The following is a 23739-nucleotide window of genomic DNA, read 5'->3' as shown; positions in this document are numbered from 1 at the left end:
TAGGCGGTGCGAACGGAAAGCGCTATCCCGCAGCGGCGGTCGCCCCACGAGCCGGCAGGCTCCCGTCAGCGCGGCCGTCCGGCCTGCGTGGCGTGGAGGTGGGCGTAGCGGCCCTCGGCGGCGAGCAGCGCGTCGTGCCCGCCGACCTCGACGACCTCGCCGTGCTCGAGGACGACGATCCGGTCCGCCTGGCGGATCGTCGACAGGCGGTGGGCGACGACGAGGGTGGTGCGCCCGCGCATGAGGCGGTTGAGCGCGTCCTTCACGAGTTCCTCCGACTCGGGGTCCAGTGCCGACGTCGCCTCGTCGAGGAGGAGGATCCGCGGGTCGCGGACGAGCGCCCGCGCGATCGCGAGACGCTGTCGCTGCCCGCCCGACAGGCGGGCGCCCCGCTCGCCGACGACGGTGTTCCAGCCCTCGGGCAGCCGGTCGACGAACTCTGCCGCGTTCGCATCGCGCAGCGCCTGGTGCAGTCGCTCCTCCGACACGTCGTCGAGGCCGTACGCGATGTTGTCGCGGATGGTCCCCTCGAACAGCACCGACTCCTGCGGCACGACCGAGACGGCCTGGCGCACCGTCCGCAGGTCGAGGCTCTGCATGTCGGCGCCGTCGAGCAGGATGCGCCCCGACGTCGGGCGCACGAAGCCCAGCACGAGGTTGAGCATCGTCGACTTGCCCGATCCCGACGACCCCACGAAGGCGACGGTCTCGCCGGGCGGGATGTCGAGCGAGACGTCGTGCACGGCATCCCGTTCCGCCCCGTCGTAGCGGTGCGACACGTGTTGCAGCTCCAGGTGGCCGCCGACCTGGGCGACCGCGCGCTTGCCCTCGTTCTGCTCGAGGTCGGGCTCCTGGAGGACCTCCGAGATCGAGCGCATGGACTCGAGGCCGCGGGCGCCCACCGGGATGAGCATCAGCAGCGACGTCAGCCCCTGCGTCAGCAGGGTGAAGTACGTCGACAGCAGCACGACCTCGCCGGGAGTGATCGGGAGGATGCCGGTGAGCGCGAAGATCGCGGCGAGCACGAGGCATCCGAGTCCGAGCAGCTGCATCGTGACCCACGAGATCGACGCGACGTGGCCGTTGAGCATGTCGAGGTCGAGCCCTGCGCGGCGGACGCCGTCGGCACCGGCCTGGACGCGCGAGACGGCGGTGCGCTCGAGGCCGTGCGCGCGGGTCACCGGGATGAGTGAGGCCATCTCGCCGACGCGTGCGGCGAACCCCTCGACCTCGCGACGGAACACCTCGTTGCGGGCGCGCGAGCGGCGGCTGAGTGTGGCGCGCAGCACGAGGGCGATCGGCACCGCGAGAGCGTACACGGGCAGGAACTGGGGCACGGCGATCGCCGTCATCACGATCGCGCCGATCAGCACCATCGTCGACGACAGCAGCGGGTGCGTCACCTGCTGCAGCATGAGCTCGACGTTCTCGACGTCGCGCACCACCTTCGTCTGCACGATCGAGGAGCTCACCCGCGTGTGGTAGCCGATCGACAGGCTCTGCAGGCGCGCGGCGAGGGCGTTGCGCAGGCCGGCGCCGGTGTCGCGCACGACCGTCATGAAGTTGCGCGTGTACACGATGTGCATCGGGTAGTTCTGGATGAGCAGCACCGCCGCGATCGCGAACCACACCAGCACGGTCGACACATCGCCGCCGGTCGCGACGAGGTCGATGATCTTCGCCGTCACGACCGGCAGGAACCACAGCGGGATCTCCTTGCACGCGAACGCGAGGATGGCGGCGGTCATGCGCGCGGGGCGGCGCGCGAGCAGCGCCAGCACCGAGCGGCCTGGGCGGGGGTTCTGGGCGATGGTGATGATGCGCACCGCGCCGGTAAACGCTTTCTGCGTCATGATGTCATGGTACTGACGGATGCCGCCGCCGCGGCACGACGGAGGGTTCCATGACGTTCGAGCGGCACGACCGCCCGCCTCGGCGACGGCTCACTGCCGACGTGACAGCCCGCGGTCTGGGCGCCTTGTCCCGCGGGTCGGGCGGCTGAGGCCGTGGATCTATCCCGCGGTCGAGGCGCGGACGACGAGCTCCGGCTGATAGATCACGTTCCCGAGATCGGCACCGGCGGTGCCGGCGATCCGGGCCAGCAGGATCTCCGCGGCCGTGCGGCCCATCTCGCGGGCAGGCTGGCGCACCGAGGTGAGCGGCACGCCGGCGATCGCCGCGAACTCGATATCGTCGTAGCCGACGACGGCGACGTCGTCGGGCACGCGCACGCCGCGCGAGATCAGGCCGTGGACGAGTCCGATGGCGAGGTGGTCGTTCGACGTCACGATCCCCTCGGGCCGTTCGGCGGAGGACCGGGCCGCGAGCTGCTCGCCGAAGGCGCGGCCGAGATCCGACGTGGTGCGAGACGTCCAGATGGGCTCAAGGGAGGCGCCGTCGTGCGCGGCGACGGCCAGGCGTGCGCCCTCCAGGCGCTCGCGCACCTGCCGCACCTCTTCACGCGCCCCCACGAAGGCGAGGCGACGGCGCCCGGTCGCGAGCAGGTGCTCGGCCGCGAGCCGGCCGCCGGCGAGGTCGTCGAACGAGACCGAGGGCAGCTCGCCGCTGTCGTCCACCGCATCGACCAGGACGACGGGGATGCCGCGGCCGCGGAGCCGCTGCAGCCAGGGCTCGAGGGGCCCGAACGGGCTGACCAGGGCGCCCTCCACCTGCACGCGCTCGAAGAGCTCGAGGTGATCGCGTTCCTTGGCGACGTCGTCGCTGGAGTTGCCGACGAGCACGCGGAGCCCCGCGGTGGATGCCGCGTCCTCGGCGCCGGCGACCATGTCGGCGAAGAACGGGTTCGCGATGTTGATCACGGTCATGCCGAGGAGGCCCGACCGGCCCGCGCGCAGCTGCTGCGCCGCCTGCAGCGGCACGTAGCCGAGCTGGTCGGCGGCCGAGCGGACCCGGTCGACGAGACGCTCGCTGACCATGTGCGGACGGTTGAGCGCGTTCGAGACGGTGCTGATCGATACGCCGGCGCGTTCGGCGACATCACGGATGCCGACTCGCTTCATGTCGCTCGTCCCGTCCTGTTCTCCCGGCGCCCGACCGGGAACGGGCGCCCCCGCGCGCCCGGTCCGACCATGGTAGGCGTTTTCCCTCGTATGGACGCCGTGCGCAACCGCGCCCGATCGTTACCTCCGCGTTACGCGAGGACATTTGACGAATCAGGCCCTCCCGCCTACTCTTCAATCGAAGCGGTTCGAAATCGAAGCGATTCGACACTCGATCCCGAAAACCCGCCCTCGATGGAGCGGCAGCCACGTACACGAAGGAGTGACATGGAACGGCGTCATGCTCACCCGGCGGCAGTCTCGGCGGATGCCGCGCACCCGGGCACGGTCCGATGACCACGCAGGCTCAAGCGCAGACGGTCTTCCAGGAGGCCGCCGTCCACAACCTCGATCAGGGGGCGAAGCGACGCCGCGGTCGCCGGCTGCGTCCCGCAGGCAGCCGCACGTCGTTCACGCTGTTCCTCTGCATCGTCCCGTTCCTGGTCCTGGCGTTCCTGTTCTCGTACCTGCCGCTGTACGGCTGGATCTACTCGCTCTACGACTACAAGCCGGCCCTCGGTCTCGAGGGCAGCGAGTTCGTCGGGCTGCAGTGGTTCCAGATGCTCGTGAGCTCGCCGACGCAGATGGCCCAGATCGGCCAGGTGCTGATGAACACCCTGGCGATCAGCTTCCTGGGCATCGCGACATCCGTGCTGCCGTTGTTCTTCGCGATCCTCCTCAACGAGGTCAAGGCGCCGTGGTTCCGCAACTCGGTGCAGACCCTCACCGCGCTCCCGAACTTCATCTCGTGGGTGCTCGTGTACATGATCGCCTTCTCGCTCTTCTCCAGCTCGGGGCTGGTCAACGATGTGCTCAACGATGCGGGGCTGATCACGGCGCCGATCAAGTTCCTCGACAGCGACCAGAACGTCTGGATCACCATGACGCTCTGGAGCATCTGGAAGGGACTCGGCTGGGGAGCGATCATCTACCTCGCCTCGATCGCGGGCATCGACCAGTCGCTCTACGAGTCGGCACGCATCGACGGCGCCGGGCGCTTCCAGCTGATGCGCTACATCACCGTGCCGCAGCTCATGCCGACCTACCTCGTGCTGCTGCTGCTGTCGATCGCCAACATCCTCAACAACGGCATGGAGCAGTACTACGTGTTCCAGAACGCGTTCAACAAGGAGTGGATCCAGGTGCTCGACCTGTACGTCTACAACATCGGCATGACGGGCAACAGCCTGTCGCTGGCCACCGCGATCGGCATGCTGAAGAGCCTCATCTCGGTCGCCCTCCTGCTCACCGTCAACGCGGTCTCCAAGCGCGTCCGCGGCGAATCGATCGTCTGAGGGCCGGGTCATGACCACGACGATGACGAAGACGCTCACTACGGCCAAGCGCGGCGACACCTCCGCCCGCTACCGGGTGACGGTCGGCGATGTGCTGTTCCGCATCGCGAACTACGCGCTGTTCCTGCTGTTCGCGATCATCTGCGCGTACCCCTTCTACTACCTGATCATCAACTCGGTCAGCGCGAACGACGTCTCAGCGCTCGGCGACGTGCGCCTGTGGCCCGTCGGGTTCCACCTGTCCAACTACACGCAGGTGTTCCAGCTGCCGGGCCTGCCCATGGCGACCGTGGTCAGCGTGGGCCGCACCGTGATCGGCACCGTGCTGACGGTGCTCGCCTCCGCGTTCCTCGGGTTCATGTTCACGCAGACCCGCATGTGGGGACGCAAGTTCTGGTACCGCTTCCTGATCATCACGATGTACTTCAGCGCGGGCCTGATCCCGGTGTTCATCATCATGAAGACGCTCGGCCTCACCAACAACTTCTGGGTCTACGTGCTGCCGTTCGTGGTGCAGCCGTTCAACGTGATCCTCGCCAAGACCTACGTCGAGTCGATGCCGCGAGAGCTGCAGGAGGCCGCCGAGGTCGACGGCGCCAACATCCTGCAGGTCTTCTTCCGGGTCTACCTGCCGAACATGACGCCGATCCTCGCGACGATCGCGATCTTCAGCGCGGTGACGCAGTGGAACAGCTTCCAGGACACGCTGATCTACATCACCGATCAGAGCCTTTACACGCTGCAGTACCTGCTCTACATGTTCATCAACCAGGCGTCGAGTCTCGCGCAGGCCGCGCAGAACGCCGGCGGCAATCTCGGCCAGATAGCCGGGGTGGCGACCCAGCAGACGCCGACCTCGATACGCATGACCGTCTCGGTGCTGGTCGTGCTGCCCATCATCTTCATCTATCCCCTGTTCCAGCGCTTCTTCGTGAAGGGCATCATGCTGGGCGCCGTCAAGGGTTGACGGCGGCCACGCACCACCAAGAAAGGAAAGCAATGAAGCTTCGAAAGAAGGTGTCCCTGGCGCTCGTGGCGCTGCTCGCCGCGGGATCGCTGGCCTCGTGCAGCGCGGGCGGCGGCGACGATCAAGGTGCGATCGACCAGTTCCCCGAGAAGTGGGACAAGGAGATCACGATCGACGTGTTCGACGGTCTCGCGAACTACATGGGCGTCCAGCAGGGCTGGTTCGCCAAGATCGTCAAGGACAAGTTCAACATGAAGTTGAACATCATCGCCCCGAACGTCGCGGGCGGTGGCGACACCTTGTACAACACGCGCGTCGCCGCCGGTGACCTGGGCGACCTCATCATCACCGACAAGGGTGAGAAGCTCGACGAGCTCATCGAGGGCGGCCTGGTGCAGGACTCGTCGAACTACTACCCGGCGATGGACAACGCCGCCGAGTTCGACGCGGCCGTCGAGAAGCTCAACGACGGCAAGGACGGCATCTACGGCTTCCCGTCCGCGGTCTCCTCCCTCAAGCCCACCGAGCCGTCGGAGGGCCTGAATCCGACCTTCGGCCCGTATGTCCGCTGGGACTACTACAAGGAGCTCGGCTACCCCGAGATCGGCACGCTCGAGGACCTGCTCCCGGTGCTCGCCGACATGCAGGCGGCCCACCCCACCGCCGACAACGGCCAGCCCACCTACGCCTTCTCGCTGTTCAAGGACTGGGACGGCAACATGATGGTCACCGCCAAGCAGCCGGCGTGCTTCTACGGCTACGACGAGATCGGGTTCGTGCTGGCCAAGGCCGACGGGTCGGACTACCAGAGCATCCTCGACCCCGACGGCGAGTACATCCGCAACCTGAAGCTCTACTTCGACGCCAACCAGCTCGGTCTCGTCGACCCGGAGTCGACCACGCAGAACTACGACACGCTGTTCTCGAAGTTCCAGAACGGCCAGGTGCTGTTCTCGTGGTGGCCCTGGCTCGGGCAGTCGGCGTACAACACCGAAGAGAACATGGCCGCCGGCAAGGGCTTCGAGATGGCGCCCCTGCAGGACCAGAACATCTTCTCGTACGGCGCCGAGGCGTACGGCGGCAAGCAGGTCTTCGCGATCGGGTCGAAGGCCGACGACCCGGAGCGCATCGCCGCGTTCGTCGACTGGCTGTACTCCGCCGAGGGCGCGTACGCCAACAGCAGCCAGACAGGAGCCTCAGCCGGACCCCAGGGTCTCACGTGGGAGGTCAACGACGCCGGCGAGCCCGAGCTCACGGACTTCGGCAACCAGGTGTTCCTGCAGGGCGGCGCGACGGTTCCCGAGGAGTGGGGCGGCGGCGAGTACGCCGACGGCGTCTCCGCGCTGAACCTCAGCGCGGTCCTCCCGATCGACACGGACGCCGAGACCGGCCTGCCCTACAGCTACACGTTCTGGCCGACCTACCAGGCCGCCATCGCCAACCCGCTGACCGAGGACTGGTCGGCGAAGATGGGCGACGTCACCTCGACGATGGAGTACCTGCAGGCCAACGACCAGGTGCTCGTCGCCCCGGGTGCCAGCTACGCGGCTCCTGCCGACGACTCCGAGATCGAGACGCTGCGCAACCAGGTCAAGGAGATCATCAAGCAGTACTCGTGGCAGATGGTCTTCGCCGAGAGCGAGGCGCAGTTCGAGTCGCTCCGCGACGAGCTCATCGAGACCGCGAACGGCCTCGGCTACGAGCAGGTGCTCGAGTTCGACATGGACAACGCGAAGTCGCAGAACGACGCGCGAGTCGCCGTGGCGGAGGAGTTCGCAAACTGATATCCGCATGACGCGAGGGGCCCGGGATGCTGCATCCCGGGCCCTTCGTCTGTGTTCGGGGTGGGGCATCCGCGTCCCCCTCGGCGGCGACCGGTGTGGGAAACACGGATGCCGAGGGTGGCTGTCGCGGATGGCGTCGGCTGCGTTCCGAGGCGGCCCGCACGCCACAGCGCCGCGCGCCGCCCGGCGCGTCAGGCGTCGTGGCGGGTGAAGACGCTCCGGAAGAGGAAGGCGGTCGCGTAGGCGCCGACCGAGAAGCCGATCGTGCCGACCAGGATCGCGGCCGGCGGGAACAGGATCATGAGGGCGACGGCGGTCACCGGGATCACCAGCACGCCCAGCGTGCGGACGGGCTCCGCGGCGGGCAGCAGCAGGGCGTTCTTGAGCGTCTGGCGCACAGTGTTGCGGAAGTACGCCACCTGGGCCATCGCGTACAGGAACGCCGCGAAGAGGTACACCGCGCCGATGACCGCGGCGATGCCGGCCGCGCCCGCGAGCAGCGCGGGGTGTGAGAACCAGAAGACGCTCGAGAAGCCGAGCAGCGCGGCCGGGAGCAGCAGGCACAGCATGAGGACGGTCGCGCGACCGAAGTTGGCGCGGAACGCCGGGAAGTAATCCTTGAGGGGCCGCCCGCTCTCGTCGTCGGAGTAGCGGAGGGTCACCTCGTACAGTGCGCTGGTGGCGGCGCCGATCGTCACGACCGGAAGGCACAGCACGATGTACAGGAGGTTGAGTCCGACGAAGGTCAGGAACGTCGAGAAGCCGCCGATGGTGCGGCTGTCCGGGTCGATCCGCATCAGCGGGTCACCCGCTGTCCGGCGTGGGGCGGGGAGGCATGCGCGCAGGTCACCGTCATGTCGCCGCGGGCACTCCGGTCAGGGCGGGCGGCAGCAGTCGCACGGCCGGCTTCGCGCCGTTCGCGAGGATCTCGCAGATCATGTCGGTCGCGGCGGCGCCGATCGCCTCGGCCGGCACGGCGATGCTGTCGGCGAGCCCCGACACCGACCGGGCGACGTCGTCGGGGCACAGCGCGACGACGGCGAGGTCGTCGCCACGCACGTGACCGCGCTGTGCGATCGTCGTGGCGACGTGCGGCAGAGCGCCCTCGTTGTGGACGAAGAAGCCGGTGATGTCGGGGTTCTCGGTCATCACCGCCTCGACGGTGGCGACCGACTCGGCGCTGCTCGGGCACGCGTGCACGGTGCCGGTCACGCCGTTGGCCTCGCACGCAGCGAGGAAGCCGCGCGCCAGGCGGTCGGCGTAGGAGGTGTGGCGCGACATGACCTCGGGCGGCGAGCCGATGAGGGCGAGGCGCCGGTGTCCGAGCGCGACGAGGCGATCCACCGCGAGCCAGCCGGCGGCCTCGAAGTCGAAGTCGACGCACGGGATCGCGCGCCGCCCCTCGGGGAGGCCGATCAGCACGCTCGGATGCCCGAGGCCCGAAAGCGTGTCGATGCGCGGGTCGTCGGACTCGACATCCATCACCAGCAGGGCGTCGACCATCGATCCCTTGGCCGCCCGCTGCAGGGCCTTGGCGTCGTCGCTGGCGAGCAGCAGGATGTCGTAGCCGTGCTGGCGCGCCTGCGTGACGACGCCGGTGACGATCTGCATCACGACGTGCACGTCGACGCCGGTGCGCAGCGGCGCCTGGAGGCCGATGACGTTCGTCGAGCGCGACGCCAGCGAGCGGGCGCCCGCGTGCGGGCTGAAGCCGAGGTTGTCGATGGCCTTCTCGACGCGGTCGCGCGTCTCCTGCGAGATGGCCCGCTTGCCGCTCATGACGTACGAGACCGTCGAGATCGACACGCCCGCCGCCTGTGCGACGTCCGCGATCGTCACCATGAGGTTCCCCGTTCTCCTGCTTCGATCACCCGCGTGGTTCCGGGGGCGAGCTCGTACGTGCCCAGCGGACCGTCCGGCCCGTGCACCATCATTGTCGTCGGTCGCGCGCCCGCCCGAAGCCGCGACCGCACGAGGCGTCCGCCCGCCCATTCGACGTCCACCGACACGTCGCCACGGGAGCGGATGCCGCGCACGGCGCCGTCCGGCCATTGCGGCGGGAGCGCGGGCAGCAGCAGCAGCCGCACGCGCGCGGGGTCGATCGACTCCGCCTCCGATCGTGGCAGAGACCCGGTCTGCTCGGCCTGCTCGTCGAAGGACTGCACGAGAGCCTCCGCGATCGCCGCAGTCACGCCCAGGTTGCCGTCGATCTGGTACGGCGGGTGCGCGCTGAAGAGGTTCGGGTAGAGCCCGCCGCGGTGGGCGGCAGTGCTCTCCGGCTCGTGCCCTTCGCGGGCGGCGCCTTCGTCGGCGGGTCGAAGTGCCAGCCGCAGCTGGGCGTGCACCGCCTCCCCGTCGCCCAGGCGCGCCTGCATGCCGGCCCGCCACGCGAGCGCCCAGCCCGTCGACTCCGGACCGCGCAGGCGGATCGACTCGGATGCCGCGCGCGCGAGCTCCGGCGTGCCCTCGGGCGTGATCTGCGCGAGCGGGAACAGCCCGAGAAGGTGGGACAGATGCCGGTGCTCCGGCTCGGCCCCGGTGCGTTCGCGATCCCACTCGAGCAGGTCGCCCCGCGCCGAGACGCGCGGGTCGGGCAGCCTCCCGGTGCGCGCAGTGAGCTCCGCCACCCAGCTTTCGTCGATGCCCAGCGCCGCGGCGCCGGCACGGCAGACGGCGGCGAGCTCCCGCAGCAGTGCGACATCCATCGTCGCGGTGACCGCGACGCCGCGCTCGCGGCCGTCGGCGTCGAGGTAGTGGTTCTCGGGCGAGGTCGACGGACTCGTCCACGCGCGCTCGCCGTCGTCCTGGATCCACGACAGGGCGAAGGCCGCGGCCGAGGCGAGCGCCGGCCAGGCCTCGTCGCGCAGGAACCTGCGGTCGCCTCCGAACGCGTAGTGCTCCCACAGGTGCAGGGCGAGCCACACGCCGCCGAGCGACCAGTTCGCCCACGCCGGGTCGCCGTGGCCGGCGCCCACGGGTGCCGCGTAGGCCCAGGCATCCGAGTTGTGGTGGGCGACCCAGCCGTCCGCTCCGTACAGCTGCCGCGCGACGACCGGGCCGGTGGTGTCGGACAGCCGCCGGGTGAACCGCAGCAGCGGCTCGTGGCACTCGGCGAGGCTGGTCGTCTCGGCCGGCCAGTACGCCATCTGCGTGTTGATGTTGAGGGTGTACGCGCTGGACCACGGCCCAGGGAGCTCGGCGTTCCAGAGACCCTGCAGCGTGATCGGCAGCCCGCCGGGCTGCGACGACGCGATGAGCAGGTACCGTCCGTAGTGGAACGCCAGCGCCGCAAGTGCGGGGTCGTCGCGCTCCTGGGCGCGCCGCACCCGGTCAACGGTGTCGACCGGGCCGGCGTCGATGCCATCGGGGGCGGGCAGCTCGAGCGCGCAGCGCTCGTAGAGGACGCCGTGGGCCGTGCCGTGGGCTCCGAGGAGCGCCGTCGCGGTGGCCGCGACGTCGGCGGACGCCGGGATACCGCCGAGCAGATCCTCGGCGCGCTGCAGCGCATCGCGGTCGTCGGCGGGCTCGCCGGGCAGCGAGGGTGCGGTGGCCGTCGCGACGGCGAACAGATGCGTGGTCGCGGCGGCGCTGCTGAGGACGCCGTCGGCCACCTCGGCGGAGCCGAAGGAGCGCACGACGACCGCACCGTGGCGTCCGATCCGCTCGTCGTATCGGACCGGCTCGGCCGGCTGCTCGTGGCCGGGCGCGACGTCGATCGGAAGCCACCACTGCGTGGTGAGGGCGCTGCCGGAAGGACCGGCGCCGGAGCGCGGGCGCAGCAGCGATCCCACCTCCACGTTCACCTGCACGGGCTCGCTCGCGGTGATCTCGTGCATGATCGCCCCGGTCACGAGATCCGCCCAGGTGCGGTGGCGCACATCGACGCCGCCGGCGCGGTACTCGTGTGCGGCGACGCCCGTGGTCAGGTCGAGGCGGCGCGACACCGGCCCCGCTGCCTCATCGGACGCGAGCACGTCGATGTCGATCCAGCAGAGCGGCAGATAGGCCTGCACCCAGGGCGTCTGCATCCGCTGCAGCAGCGCGTCGGCGGCGTCGAGATCGCCCGCGTCGATCGCCGCACGGATCGCCTCGAGCGCCTCCGCTCCGCGCGCGGTGACGCCTTCGAGCGGATCGGCGTCGGCGTGACCCGACCACGCAGTGATGTCGTTGAGCCAGAGCTTCTCGCCTCCCGCGCGTCCGGCGCACATGGCGCCGCGCAGGCCGTTGCCGACGGGGTACGCCTCGAGCCACCGTGAGGCCGGAGCGGACGCGCGCAGGGCGTGGAGAGCCTCGGAGGGAAGGCGCGTGGCCGCATCATCGCGGCGCGTGGACATCGTCACACCCTTAGTATATGGTCTCGGTGTTGAAGCGCTTCGAAAGATCGATGCCCACTTCGGCTTCCGCTCGTCGAACACCCCGCCCGCCGCACGAAACTCAGCGAAGAGGTTCTCCGCTCCATGGCCGCCACTCCCCACCCGCGCCGCACCGACACGTTCGGCGAACTCACCCGCGAACTGGGCATCTGCTTCGGCGGCGACTACAACCCCGAGCAGTGGCCGCGTGAGATCTGGGACGAGGATGTCGAGCTCATGGTCCGCGCCGGCGTCAACCTCGTGACGGTCGGCGTCTTCAGCTGGGCACGCCTCGAGCCGTCGCCGGGGGAGCGGGACTTCGCCTGGCTCGACGAGGTGCTCGACCTGCTCCATGCGCACGGCATCGCCGTCGACCTCGCTACGCCGACCGCGTCGCCGCCGCCGTGGCTCGGCATCCTGCACCCCGAGACGCTGCCCGTGAACGCCGACGGCGTGCGCCTCGCCGCCGGATCGCGCAACCAGTTCACGCCGGCCTCGCGGATCTATCGCGAGCGCGCGCTGTCGATCGCGACCGCGCTGGCCGAGCGCTACACGACCCACCCCGCGGTGCGCATGTGGCACGTCGGCAACGAGTTCGGCCAGATCGACTTCGGCGACGACGCCGCACGCGAGTTCCGGCTGTGGCTGGCCGACCGCTACGGCACCATCGACGCACTCAACGACGCCTGGGGCACTCTCGTGTGGGCGCAGCGCTACCGCGACTTCGACGAGATCGTCCCGCCGCGGCGCATGCCCTACCTCGTCAACCCCGCGCAGTCGCTCGACTTCCGCCGCTACACGTCGTGGGCGCTGCAGCGCGTCTACGCCGAGCAGCGAGACGCGATCCGCGACGCCGGTGCGACGCAGCCGGTCACCACGAACTTCATGGGGTTCGAGCCGCTCACCGACCTGTGGGAGTGGGCGGGCGGCGTCGACGTCGTCGCCGACGACCAGTACCCCGACCACGCGGCCGCCACCGCGTCGTCCGACATCGCCCTCGTGCAGGACCTCATGCGCTCGCTCGGCGACGGCCGCCCCTGGGTGCTCATGGAGCAGGCGGTCAGCGCCACCTCGTGGCGCCCGCACAACCTGCCCAAGAGCCGGGACCGCGCGCGCCTGGACTCGCTGCAGGCCGTCGCGCGCGGCGCCGATGCGATCTGCTTCTTCCAGTGGCGCCAGGCGCGCACGGGCGCCGAGCGCTTCCACTCGGCGCTCCTGCCCCATGCCGGAGCCGACACCGAGGTCTTCGAGGGCGCCTGCGCACTGGGCGCCGAGCTGCAGCGGCTGCGGCCGGTGGTCGGCGGCCGGGTGGCGGCATCCGTCGCGCTCCTGTTCGACTGGCCCTCGCGCTGGGCCGCCGACGAGCCCGGCCGCCCGACCGAGCGGCTCGACACCCTCGAGCAGGTCCAGCGCTGGCACCGCGCGCTGTGGCGCCGCGGCATCGCCGTCGACCTGGTGCGCCCCGGCGCCGACCTCTCGGCGTACCGGGTGGTGCTCGTGCCGCACACCTACATCGTCGAGACGGATGCCGCGACCAGCCTCCGCGCGGCAGTCCAGAGCGGTGCGAGCCTCGTCGTGGGTCCGTTCTCGGGGGTCGCCGACGTGAACGCAGGCATCCTCACCGGGCGTTCGCCGGTGCTGCTGCGCGATCTCGTCGGGGTCAGCGGCGAGGAGTGGGTGGGGCTTCCCGATGCGCCGACGCCGCTCACGGTCGAGGCCGCCTGGACGACCGGTCCGGCGACGGCCGAGGCGACCGTGCTCGGCGAGCGGCTGCGCGCCGACGGCGCGGACGTGCTCGCCCGCTTCGGCGAGGGGCATCTCGCCGGAGCGCCCGCGATCACGCGCTACGCCGTCGGTGGCGGCACCGCCTGGTACGTGGGCGCCGTCGCGTCGGACGAGGCGCTCGCCGCCGTCCTCGACGACGCGCTCGACGCCGCGGGCGTGACCGGCGTCGTGCCCGATCGCGTGCTGCCCGACGACGTCGAGGCCGTGCGACGCGGCGCCGCGCTCTTCCTTCTCAACCACGGTCAGGCGACGCGGCACCTCACGGTGCCCGGGCCGCACCGGGATCTCTTGTCGGACGCGGACGTCGACGGGCGGGCCACGCTCGCCCCCGGCGCCGCCATGGTGCTCATCGAAAGGCACGCAGAGTGAAGTTCACCGATGGCTACTGGCTCACCCGGCCAGGGCTCGCCCCGCTGTACGCGGTCGAGGTCGACGACATCCGCCACGACGAGGCGGCCGGCACCATGACGGTGTACGCCCCGACCGCCGTGATCCGCGACCGGGGCGACACCCTCAACCGCGCGATGCTGACGATGACGCTCTCGGCCCCGGCGCCCGGCGTCGTCAAGGTGCGGGTCGAGCGGCACGCGGGCGCCGTGCACCACGGCCCCGACTTCGAGGTGTTCGGCGAGGAGGGCTTCCAGCCCGACATCGCGATCGACGACCAGTGCGGCGTCCTCACTTCCGGCTCGCTGGCCGCGCGGGTCTCGCGGTCCGCCGGTCAGTGGCGCGTCGACTTCGAGAGCGACGGGCGCGTGCTCACCAGCTCGCTGCCGCGATCGATCGGGCACTTCACCGGCACCAGCGGCAAGAACGGCACGACCGGAACCCCCGGCACCGCGGGCACGGCCGCCGGCGGCACGCAGCCCACCTGGGTGCACCAGCAGCTGAGCATCGAGCCGGGCGAGCGCGTCTACGGGCTCGGCGAGCGCTTCGGCGCGTTCGTGAAGAACGGCCAGGTCGTCGACACGTGGAACGCCGACGGCGGCACGTCGAGCGAGCAGTCGTACAAGAACGTGCCGTTCTACGTCACGTCGCGCGGCTACGGCGTCTTCGTCGACAATCCCGCCAACGTCTCGTTCGAGGTCGGCAGCGAGGTCAACTCGCGCGTGCAGTTCTCGGTCGACGGCGAGTCGCTCGACTACTACGTCATCGCCGGCCCCGAGCCGAAGGACGTGCTGCGCCGCTACACCGCACTCACCGGGCGTCCGGCGCGGGTGCCGGCCTGGTCGTTCGGGCTCTGGCTCACGACCTCCTTCACGGCCAGCTACGACGAAGACACGGTGAGCGCCTTCGTCGACGGCATGGCCGAGCGCGACATCCCGCTGTCGGTCTTCCACTACGACTGCTTCTGGATGCGGGAGTACCAGTGGACGGACTTCGAGTGGGACGCCCGCGCCTTCCACGACCCGGTCGGTCAGATCGCGCGGATGCACGAGCGGGGCGTCCACGTGTCGGTGTGGATCAACCCCTACATCGCCCAGCGGTCGGCCCTGTTCCGTGAAGCGGCCGACAAGGACTACCTGCTCCGGCGCATCGACGGCAGCGTGTGGCAGTGGGACATGTGGCAGGCCGGCATGGGGCTCGTGGACTTCACGAACCCCGAGGCGGCGGACTGGTACGTCGCGAAGCTGCAGGGACTGCTCGACCAGGGCGTCGACGCGTTCAAGACCGACTTCGGCGAGCGGATCCCGGTCGAGGGCGTCGTGTGGCACGACGGGTCGAACCCCCACCGCATGCACAACTATTACGCGAAGCTCTACAACGAGGTCGTCTTCCGCGCGCTCGAGCGGCACCACGGCGTCGGCGACGCGGTCGTCTTCGCGCGGTCGGCGACCGCCGGGTCGCAGCAGTTCCCGGTGCACTGGGGCGGCGACAACGACTCCACCTTCCTCTCGATGGCGGAGTCGCTGCGCGGCGGTCTGTCGCTCGCGATGTCGGGCTTCGGCTACTGGAGCCACGACATCGGCGGGTTCGAGGGCACGCCCGACCCGGGCCTGTTCAAGCGGTGGCTCGCCTTCGGCCTGCTGTCGTCGCACTCGCGACTGCACGGCTCCTCGTCGGTGCGCGTGCCGTGGGCGTTCGACGACGAGGCCGTCGACATCGCCCGGGAGTTCACCAAGCTGAAGATGCGGCTCATGCCGTATCTGGCCGGTGCGGCCGAGCAGGCGCACACGGACGGCACGCCGATGATGCGTCCGATGGTGCTGGAGTTCCCCGGCGACCGCTCCGGCTTCGACGCCGACACCCAGTACATGCTGGGCGAGTCGCTGCTCGTGGCCCCGGTGTTCACCGCCGACGGCAGCGTGGAGTACTACGTGCCCGAGGGGCGATGGACCTCGCTCCTGGACGGATCGCTCGTCGACGGCCGCCGGTGGGTGGCCGAGACCCACGGCTACGACTCGGTGCCGTTGCGCGTGCGTCCCGGCACCGTGCTGCCGTTCGGCGCCGACGACAGCCGCCCCGACTACGACTGGGCGGACGGCGTGACCCTGCGCTGCTTCGAGCTGCCCGACGGCTACGACGCCGTCACGACGGTGCCCGGCCACGACGCGAAGGGATCCATCGGCGCCTCCGGTGCCACCACGTTCCGCGTGCGCCGAGAAGGAGGGACGATCATCGCCGCGTCGGACGACGCCCGCGCCCCGTGGGCGTTGCAGGTGGGAGAGCGGATCGTCCGGGCCGAAGCAACAGGAGAGATCCGCATCGAGATCGAGGAGGACTCACGATGAGTGAGACGGTGACCGAAGACCTCGAGACGGCCGCGCAGCAGCCCCTCGAAACCGCCGACGCCGGTGGACCCGGCGCGCCCGGCGCACCCGGCGCGCCCGCCGAGGAGCAGCCGCTGTTCCGGCGGGTCGACAAGCCGCTCGAGGCGCGTGCGCGCGACCTGCTCGACCGGCTGACGTCCGACGAGCGCCTCGCGATGCTGCATCAGGCGGCACCCGCGATCGACCGACTCGGGCTCTCCGCCTGGCACACCGGTTGCGAGGCGCTGCACGGCGCCGCGTGGCTCGGCCGGGCGACGGTGTTCCCGCAGCCCGTCGGCCTCGCCGCGACGTGGGACACCGACCTCGTCGAGAAGGTGGGCGAGGTGGCCGCGATCGAGGTGCGCGCCAAGCGTGCCGAGAACCCGCTCGTGAGCCTCAATGTCTGGGCACCGGTGGTCAACACGCTGCGCCACCCCGCGTGGGGGCGCAACGAGGAGGGCTATTCCGAAGACCCCCACGTCACCGCTGTGTTCGGCACGGCGTACTCGCGGGGCCTGCGCGGCGACCACCCCCGGGTCTGGCGCACGGTACCGGCGCTGAAGCACTTCCTCGCCTACAACAACGAGACGGATCGCTCCACGACGTCGTCCGAGATGTCACTGCGCACGCTCCATGAGGAGGAGCTCCCGGCCTTCCGCGGCGCTATCGAGGCAGGTGCCGCGGGCGGCATCATGCTCGCCTACAACCGGGTCAACGGCATCCCGGCGCACACGCAGCCCGAACTCGTCGCCGAGGCCCGGTCATGGACCGACGAATCACTTGCGGTGGTGTCGGATGCCGGAGCGCCGACGTTCCTCGTGACCACCCAGCGCTCGCGGCCCGACCACGTCCACGCCGCCGCGGCGCTGGTGCGCTCGGGGCTCGACTCGTTCACCGACAACGAGACGAACGCGGCGCCGACCATCGGCTACCTGCGCGAGGCTCTCGAGGCCGGGCTCCTCACCACCGACGACATCGACCGGGCGGTGGTGCGACTGCTCGAGCTGCGCATCCGCACCGGTGAGTTCGACGGCGCCGACGACCCGTACGCGGGCATCGGCGTCGAGGCGATCGACGCGCCGGAGGCGCGGACGCTCGCCCGAGAGACGGTGGCGCGCTCCGTCGTCGTGCTGCGGAACGACGACGGAGTGCTGCCACTCTCGGATGCCGCGAAGGTCGCGGTCGTCGGACCGCTCGCCGACCTCGTGCTCACCGACTGGTACGCCGGCACGCCGCCGTACTCGGTGGGCATCGGCGCGGCGGCGGCCGAGCGCTTCGGCGCGGCGGAGGTCGTGACCGGCGCCGACACGGTGGCCCTGCGCGCCGCGTCGAACGGCCGCTACGTCGTCGCCGCCGCGGACGGCTCGGTCGTCGAGGCTTCCTCCGACTCCGCCGGCGACGACGCGCTGTTCGACGTCACGGACTGGGGCGACGGCATCCTCACCCTCCGCTCCCACGCGAGCGGGCTGCTCGTCACCGGCGGCTCCTGGCCGATGCGCGCCGACGCCGCCCGCGTCGGCGGGTGGATCGTGCAGGAGAGCTTCCGCGCACACGTGCACGCCGACGGCACCTGGTCGCTGCTGCACCTCGGCACGGGCCGCTGGGTGCGTACCTTCCGCGACTCCGGGCTGCTCGCGGCCGAGGCGGTGACCCTCGAGAACGCCGAGCGGTTCGGCGTGCGCGTCGTGCGCTCGGGCGCAACCGCGGTCGCCGAGGCGGCCGCGCGAGCGGACGCCGTCATCGTCGCGGTGGGCAACGACCCGCACCTCGCGGGGCGCGAGACCGAGGACCGCCCGCACCTGCGGCTGCCCGCCGCGGCCGCAGAAGTGTGGCGCGCGGCACGCGAGGCGAACCCGCACGCGGTGCTGACGGTCGTGTCGAGCTACCCCTACGTGCTGGACGATGTGGACGCCGCCACCGTCGTGTGGTCGAGTCACGGCGGTCAGGAGCTCGGGCACGGCGTCATCGACGTGCTCTCGGGCGATCGCGAGCCGTCCGGCCGCCTGTCGCAGAGCTGGCCCGCCACCGAGGAGCAGGCGGGCGATCTGTTCGACTACGACACGCTGCGGCAGGGTGCGACGTACCGGCATCAGGCCGGCGCGCCGGCCTTCGCCTTCGGTCACGGCCTCACGTACGCGCCGGTCGCGTACGAGTCGGTGACGCTGACCGAGGCCGCGTCCGTTGCGGCGCCGGCGCCGACGCACCGTCACTCCGGCTTCGCGCCGCGCACGAATGAACCCGTCGTCCGGGCGGTGGTTCGGGTGCGCAACACCGGCGACCGCGATGCGGAGGAGCTCGTGCAGCTGTACGCGCTGCCGGCCGGCGGCTTCGCGATCGCGACGCCGCGCCGGTTGCTCGTCGCGTACCGCCGCGTGCGGCTCGCCCCCGGCGAGGTCCGCGACGTCGAGCTGTCGTTCTCGCCCGACCGCCTCGCGGTCTGGGATGACGACGTGCGTCTGCCGGGAGCGGTCGAGGACTGGCTCCACGTCGGCGCGCTCCGGGTGCAGCCGGGGTCCTACGTCGTCGCGGCAGGTCCCTCGGCCTGGGACCTCCCCGTCCGCGACAAGCTCGAGGTCACCGCACGCTGACCGGAATCGCGAAAGGGTGGATTTCCGCACACGGCGCGCGCGGAGATCTGCCCTTTCGCGACTCCCGGGGTTGCGACGCGGAGCGAGCAGCGCCGGCGAGACGAGGCGTCGCCCCTCTCCTCAACAGGTCAACCGGCCTTCCACAGGAGACCCGGCACTCGAAGCTCCTGCGGAAGCGCGGTCGACCTGTCGGGCGTGCGGCACGCTGAGCGCCGGCGAGACGACGTGCTCAGGGCGCGAGCTCGGCCGCGAGGGCGCGGGTCTCGTCGGGAGTCCAGATGCGGTCGCCGAAGACGTGCCGGTGCGCGAGCGAGAGCTCGGCTCCGGGCGCGAGCACGATGTGCTCGTCGAACGAGGGGGAGGGCGCGAGGATCGGGAACGGCTCGCTGCGCACGAACCAGCGGATCGCGGGGCAACCGCTCGACGAACCCGCGAACGCGAGCACCGTGCCGCCGCCGTCGGACTCGTCGTGCTCGCCCGACAGCGCGACCCACGAGGCGTCGAGACCCATGACGGCGTCCGCGCCGGCGTCGTCGGGCAGGCCGTCGGCCAGCACGCGACCGCCGGTCCAGGCGCGCGGCATCCGGATGACGAACCCCGTGTAGCCCGCGTTCGGGCGGCCCTGCGTGGTCGGGCTGCCGAACTCGAGGTCGCGGCCGGCGATGTTGCGGAGCGTCGTCGAGAAGTCCAGCAGCCACAGGCCGCGCTCGGCGTCGACGCCGTGGAAGCGGTGCGTCCGGGCCTCGGCGACCCACTCCTCACCGCCCTGCGTGATCCAGGTGAGCTGCTCGGTGAACGACACCTCGGCGCCGGCATCCGTCATCTCCGTGAAGCCGTCGTGGCGCATGCGGCCGACGTTGTCGAGCAGGGCATAGTCGCCGGTGCCGGGGCGGTACGTGTTGCCGCCCCAGAAGTTCTCGCCCGACACGTGGGTCCACGTCATCTGCAGGCCCTTGTGCCAGCGGTGGTCCCAGGGGCGGTACGCCGTGAGCGGAGCACCGTCGAGCGCACGCACCGGATGCAGGAAGGGCTTGGGTCCTTCCGAGGGCGCGCCGCCCGGGTCGAAGGCGTACCGCGCGATGTCGACGCCGGCCGGACCCACGCGGCCGGAGGCTCCGCTCGACGCGCCGGCGGCGAGTGGAAGGGCCGTGAGGACGGTCACGGTCAGGTCGGTGTCGTCGAGGCGGAGCGTCAGATCGGGCACGGTCTCATTGTGGCGCATCGGGACGGAAAACGCTTCCCCACGCGAGCGGACGCGCGATTTTCCCGCTCGCTCAGGCCCCGTGTCAAGGGGCACCGGTTTCCGGGCGCTCCCGCCCGGGGAGCGGTAGCGTCTTCGACATCTCACAGGAGACACCGCACCCCCCGCGGTGTCCACGAGACAAAGGAGAGATCATGCTCTGGACAATTCTGGGCCTCATCATCATCGGCCTCATCGCCGGCCTCATCGCTCGCGCCGTCATCCCCGGCAAGCAGAGCATGGGCATTCTGTTGACGATCGTCCTCGGAATCGTCGGCTCGTTCGTCGGCGGCTTCCTGGGCTTCCTGATCTTCGGCAGCGACCCCAACGGCGGCTTCCTGCAGCCGGCCGGCATCATCGGTTCCATCCTCGGCGCGATCATCGTGCTCGGCCTTTACGTGCTGATCACGCGTCGCCGCGGCGTGACGCGGTCCTGACCGCACCGGGTCGCCCGGCCTCGCCGCCGAGCACCCGCGGACGACAGACCGTCGCCCGAACCCATGCGTCCCTCGCGTGGGTTCGGGCGATTCTGTGTGCAGGGAAGGCGGGAGTGTGACTCCGCGCCCCGGCCGTCCGTCCCGAGGGCCCGTCGGCGGAAAGCGTCAGGCGCCGGTGAACGTTGCCGACTCGCGCGGGTCAGGCGCCGGCGAGCGCCTGCGACACCACCTCGCGGGCCTCGGCCTGCACCTGTGCCAGGTGCTCGGGACCGCGGAGCGACTCGGCGTAGAGCTTGTAGACGTCCTCGGTGCCCGACGGGCGAGCGGCGAACCACGCGTGCTCGGTCTGCACCTTGAGTCCGCCGATCGCCGCCCCGTTGCCGGGCGCGTGCGACAGCTTCGCGGTGATCGGCTCGCCGGCGAGCTCGGTCGCGGTGACCGCCTCGGGCGCCAGCTTTCCGAGGGCGGCCTTCTGGGCGGGGGATGCCGGGGCGTCGACGCGCTGGTACGCCGAGGCGCCGAACTCGGCCTCGAGCTCCGTGTAGCGCTGCGAGGGGGTCTTGCCGGTCACCGCGAGGATCTCGGCGGCCAGCAGGCACAGCAGGATGCCGTCCTTGTCAGTGGTCCAGACGCTCCCGTCGCGGCGCAGGAACGACGCGCCCGCCGACTCCTCGCCCCCGAACGCGACGGATCCGTCGAGGAGACCGGGGACGAACCACTTGAAGCCCACCGGAACCTCCAGCAGCCGACGCCCCAGGGACTCGGCCACGCGGTCGATGATCATCGAGCTCACGAGCGTCTTGCCGATCGCGGCATCCGCGGGCCATTCCGGGCGGTGGGAGTACAGGTAGTCGATCGCGACGGCCAGGTAGTGGTTGGGGTTCATCAGCCCCGCATCGGGCGTCACGATCCCGTGACGATCGGCGTCCGCGTCGTTGCCGGTCAGGATGTCGTACTCGTCGCGACGGCCGATGAGGCCGGCCATCGCCGACGGCGACGACGGGTCCATGCGGATCTTCTCGTCCCAGTCCAGCGTCATGAACCGCCACGTCGGGTCGACGTCCGGGTTCACGACGGTGAGGTCGAGCCCGTGCACCTCTGCAATGAGCGCCCAGTACTCGACGGAGGCGCCGCCGAGGGGGTCCGCGCCGATGCGCACGCCCGCGCGGCGGATCGCCTCGACGTCGATGATGTTCGAGAGGTCGCGCACGTAGGCGTCTCGGAAGTCGTACTCGCCGAGCGTGTCGGCGTCGATGTCGCGGAACGGCGTGCGCGCCACGCCCTCCAGGTGCGCGGCGATGAGCTCGTTCGCCCGGTCGGCGATCCAGCCGGTGGCGTCGGTGTCGGCCGGGCCGCCGTTCGGCGGGTTGTACTTGAAGCCGCCGTCGCGCGGCGGGTTGTGGCTCGGGGTCACCACGATGCCGTCGGAGCGGCTCGGATCGGCGGCATCCTTCCCGCGGTTGTACGTGAGGATCGCGTGGCTGAGCGCCGGCGTCGGCACCCAGGAGTCGCGGGCGTCCACTCGCACGTCGACGCCGTTGGCGACGAGCACCTCGATGGCGCTGCGCTCGGCCGGAAGCGACAGGCCGTGGGTGTCGCGACCGAGGAACAGGGGCCCCTCGATGCCCTGCGACCGGCGGTAGTCGACGATCGCCTGTGTCGTGGCGAGGATGTGGGTCTCGTTGAAGCTGGCCGACAGCGAAGAGCCGCGGTGGCCGCTGGTGCCGAACACCACGCGCTGCTCGGGCACGCCCGGATCCGGGGTGATGTCGTAATAGGCGGAGATCACCTCATCGATGTCGATGAGGTCGGATGCTTCGGCGGGCTGTCCTGCGCGACTCATGCGTCCCAGTCTGCCTGCCATCGCCGTGCCGCGCATCGTCGTGTCGCCCGAGGACGGTGCCGCAACTCCTCCGAATGGGCGGGAACGGCCGGAATCGTGCGACGCAGGCTCGGTGGGCCCACGGTCGAGAGGCGCTGGTGCGCGGCTAGGCTGGCACGCGTGACTTCCGAGGTCGCCTCCGCCGAGGCATCCGTTCCCACCCGCCGCACGTACAGCTATCTCGGGCCCGCGGGCACGTTCACCGAGGCGGCGCTCGCGCAGGTGCCCGAGGCGCGCGGCCACGAGTGGAGGTCGGTCCGCAACGTCGGCGAAGCGCTCGCAGACGTCGTCGAAGGTCGATCGGATGCCGCGATGATCGCCATCGAGAACTCCGTCGACGGCGGGGTGTCGACGGCGCAGGACGCCCTCGCGACCGTGCCCGGGCTCCGCATCGTAGGGGAGTACCTCGTGCCCGTCGAGTTCGTCTTGGTCGGGCGACCGGGCGCGCGGCTCGAGGACGTGTCGCTCATCGCGGCGCATCCGGTGGCCTACGCCCAGTGCCTGCAGTGGCTCTCGGGGAGCCTCCCCGCCCACGCCCACGTGCCGGCGGCCAGCAACGTCGCCAGCGCGATGGGCCTCCTCGACGGATCGAGCGATGCGGATGCCGCGATCGCACCGCCCGGCATCCTCGAGCACCACGAGCTCGAGCTGCTCGCCTCGAACATCGGCGACAACCCGAACGCCGTCACCCGCTTCGTGCTCGTCAGCCGCACGGTCGTGCCGCCGCCCCCGACCGGCGCCGACAAGACCTCGCTCATCGTCGAGCTGCCCGACGACCACCCCGGTGCCCTGCTCGAAATGCTCGAGCAGTTCGCCACCCGGGGCATCAACCTGTCGCTGCTCGCGTCCCGGCCGATCGGCGACGAGCTGGGCCGGTACCGCTTCGTCGTCGACGCCGATGGGCACCTGGAGGACGAGCGGATGGCCGACGCCCTCCTGGGCCTGCGCCGCTTCAGCCCGCGCGTGACCTTCCTCGGCTCGTACCCGCGGGCCGACCGCGCCGTCGTCCGCTACCCGGAGCGGTACGCCGACGACGTGTTCGTCGAGGCCCGCGACTGGCTGCGCGGGCTCATCTCGGGGGAGCCCGAGGTGCAGGAATGACCGCCGAGGCGTTCGCCTTCGACCCCGCGAACGAGATCCACGCCCGCGCGCTCCGGCGCCTCGAGATCGAGCAGGTCGCCTGGTTCGGCACGATCGGCCGTGACGGCTACCCCCACGCCGTGCCTATCTGGTTCCTGTGGCGCGACGGGCGCGCGCTGATCATGAGCGAGCCCGAGACGGCGAAGGTGCGCAACCTCCGCGCGAACGACCGCGTCCTCCTGCACCTGGAAGCCGGTGCCGACGGCGAGCAGCTCACCGTCCTGCGCGGTACGGCCGCGATCTCGCCGGAGCCGTCGCGCGGCTGGGTCGAGCGGATCGGAGACGCCTACGCGGCGAAGTACGACGCGTGGCTGCAGCGGCTCGGCCTCACGACCGCGACGATGGCGGAGCGTTACTCGGTGGTCATCGAGGTCACGCCGCACAAACTGCTGGCCTGGTAGGTCGGCGCTCGGTCCTGGGGCTGAGTGCGGTGGCCTGCTGCGCGGGAATCTCCTCCGGC

General features: G+C 70.9%; 16 protein-coding genes. 9 read left to right on the top strand and 7 right to left on the bottom strand.

Features of this window, described 5'->3' with window-relative positions; genetic code table 11:
• Positions 1-65 precede the first annotated feature (65 nt).
• Both Q9R08_RS13995 and Q9R08_RS13990 read right to left on the bottom strand, forming a co-directional pair.
• The gene (locus Q9R08_RS13995) at positions 66-1853 is read right to left on the bottom strand and encodes an ABC transporter ATP-binding protein (protein WP_308868709.1); all 1788 of its coding nucleotides are present in this window, start codon (positions 1851-1853) and stop codon (positions 66-68) included.
• 159 nt (positions 1854-2012) lie between these two features.
• On the bottom strand, positions 2013-3020 hold the full coding sequence (locus tag Q9R08_RS13990) for a LacI family DNA-binding transcriptional regulator (protein WP_308868708.1): 1008 nt from the start codon (positions 3018-3020) through the stop codon (positions 2013-2015).
• A gap of 332 nt (positions 3021-3352) precedes the next feature.
• Here Q9R08_RS13990 and Q9R08_RS13985 point away from each other — a divergent pair, with 332 nt between their 5' ends.
• The 3 genes from Q9R08_RS13985 to Q9R08_RS13975 are packed head-to-tail and all read left to right on the top strand — an operon-like array spanning position 3353 to position 7105.
• Positions 3353-4354 (top strand): ABC transporter permease, encoded by a 1002-nt coding sequence (locus Q9R08_RS13985; RefSeq protein ID WP_308868707.1) that lies wholly within the window; start codon positions 3353-3355, stop codon positions 4352-4354.
• Positions 4355-4364: 10 nt separating this feature from the next.
• Positions 4365-5321, top strand: coding sequence for a carbohydrate ABC transporter permease (locus tag Q9R08_RS13980; protein WP_308868706.1), 957 nt, complete (start codon positions 4365-4367; stop codon positions 5319-5321).
• 32 nt (positions 5322-5353) lie between these two features.
• A complete protein-coding gene (locus tag Q9R08_RS13975; protein WP_308868705.1) occupies positions 5354-7105 on the top strand; it encodes a type 2 periplasmic-binding domain-containing protein in 1752 nt (583 codons plus the stop codon).
• Positions 7106-7296: 191 nt separating this feature from the next.
• Here Q9R08_RS13975 and Q9R08_RS13970 read toward each other — a convergent pair whose 3' ends face one another.
• The 3 genes from Q9R08_RS13970 to Q9R08_RS13960 are packed head-to-tail and all read right to left on the bottom strand — an operon-like array spanning position 7297 to position 11439.
• Positions 7297-7902 (bottom strand): YesL family protein, encoded by a 606-nt coding sequence (locus Q9R08_RS13970; RefSeq protein WP_308868704.1) that lies wholly within the window; start codon positions 7900-7902, stop codon positions 7297-7299.
• Positions 7903-7957: 55 nt separating this feature from the next.
• On the bottom strand, positions 7958-8947 hold the full coding sequence (locus Q9R08_RS13965) for a LacI family DNA-binding transcriptional regulator (RefSeq protein ID WP_308868703.1): 990 nt from the start codon (positions 8945-8947) through the stop codon (positions 7958-7960).
• Positions 8941-11439 (bottom strand): glycosyl hydrolase family 95 catalytic domain-containing protein, encoded by a 2499-nt coding sequence (locus Q9R08_RS13960; protein ID WP_308869094.1) that lies wholly within the window; start codon positions 11437-11439, stop codon positions 8941-8943. The genes Q9R08_RS13965 and Q9R08_RS13960 overlap by 7 nt, the downstream gene beginning before the upstream one ends.
• A gap of 123 nt (positions 11440-11562) precedes the next feature.
• Here Q9R08_RS13960 and Q9R08_RS13955 point away from each other — a divergent pair, with 123 nt between their 5' ends.
• From Q9R08_RS13955 to Q9R08_RS13945, 3 genes are read left to right on the top strand one after another with little or no spacing between them, the layout of a single operon-like run.
• Entirely contained in the window at positions 11563-13611 is a 2049-nt protein-coding gene (locus Q9R08_RS13955; protein WP_308868702.1) for a beta-galactosidase, read from the top strand.
• Positions 13608-15974 carry an alpha-xylosidase gene (gene yicI / locus Q9R08_RS13950; RefSeq protein ID WP_308868701.1) on the top strand — a complete coding sequence of 789 codons (2367 nt, stop codon included), beginning with the start codon at positions 13608-13610 and terminating at the stop codon, positions 15972-15974. Before Q9R08_RS13955 ends, yicI begins: the two co-directional genes overlap by 4 nt.
• Positions 15971-18580, top strand: a complete 2610-nt coding sequence (locus Q9R08_RS13945) for a glycoside hydrolase family 3 C-terminal domain-containing protein (RefSeq protein ID WP_308868700.1) — start codon at positions 15971-15973, stop codon at positions 18578-18580. The genes yicI and Q9R08_RS13945 overlap by 4 nt, the downstream gene beginning before the upstream one ends.
• Positions 18581-18809: 229 nt before the next feature.
• On the opposite strand, the gene Q9R08_RS13940 is transcribed toward Q9R08_RS13945, so the two are convergent.
• Positions 18810-19784, bottom strand: coding sequence for a DUF6807 domain-containing protein (locus tag Q9R08_RS13940; protein ID WP_308868699.1), 975 nt, complete (start codon positions 19782-19784; stop codon positions 18810-18812).
• Between the two features lie 191 nt (positions 19785-19975).
• Between Q9R08_RS13940 and Q9R08_RS13935 the strand changes: the two genes are divergently transcribed.
• Complete coding sequence (locus Q9R08_RS13935) at positions 19976-20257, top strand: GlsB/YeaQ/YmgE family stress response membrane protein (protein WP_308868698.1); 282 nt, start codon at positions 19976-19978, stop codon at positions 20255-20257.
• Between the two features lie 199 nt (positions 20258-20456).
• On the opposite strand, the gene pgm is transcribed toward Q9R08_RS13935, so the two are convergent.
• Positions 20457-22100 (bottom strand): phosphoglucomutase (alpha-D-glucose-1,6-bisphosphate-dependent), encoded by a 1644-nt coding sequence (gene pgm / locus Q9R08_RS13930; protein ID WP_308868697.1) that lies wholly within the window; start codon positions 22098-22100, stop codon positions 20457-20459.
• Positions 22101-22259: 159 nt separating this feature from the next.
• Here pgm and pheA point away from each other — a divergent pair, with 159 nt between their 5' ends.
• Both pheA and Q9R08_RS13920 read left to right on the top strand, forming a co-directional pair.
• Positions 22260-23240 (top strand): prephenate dehydratase, encoded by a 981-nt coding sequence (gene pheA, locus Q9R08_RS13925; protein ID WP_308868695.1) that lies wholly within the window; start codon positions 22260-22262, stop codon positions 23238-23240.
• Positions 23237-23680, top strand: coding sequence for a pyridoxamine 5'-phosphate oxidase family protein (locus Q9R08_RS13920; protein WP_308868694.1), 444 nt, complete (start codon positions 23237-23239; stop codon positions 23678-23680). The genes pheA and Q9R08_RS13920 overlap by 4 nt, the downstream gene beginning before the upstream one ends.
• Positions 23681-23739: the final 59 nt, after the last annotated feature.

This window comes from Microbacterium psychrotolerans (assembly GCF_031085295.1).
GTDB lineage: Bacteria > Actinomycetota > Actinomycetes > Actinomycetales > Microbacteriaceae > Microbacterium > Microbacterium psychrotolerans.
This window is presented reverse-complemented; position numbering and strand designations above follow the sequence as displayed.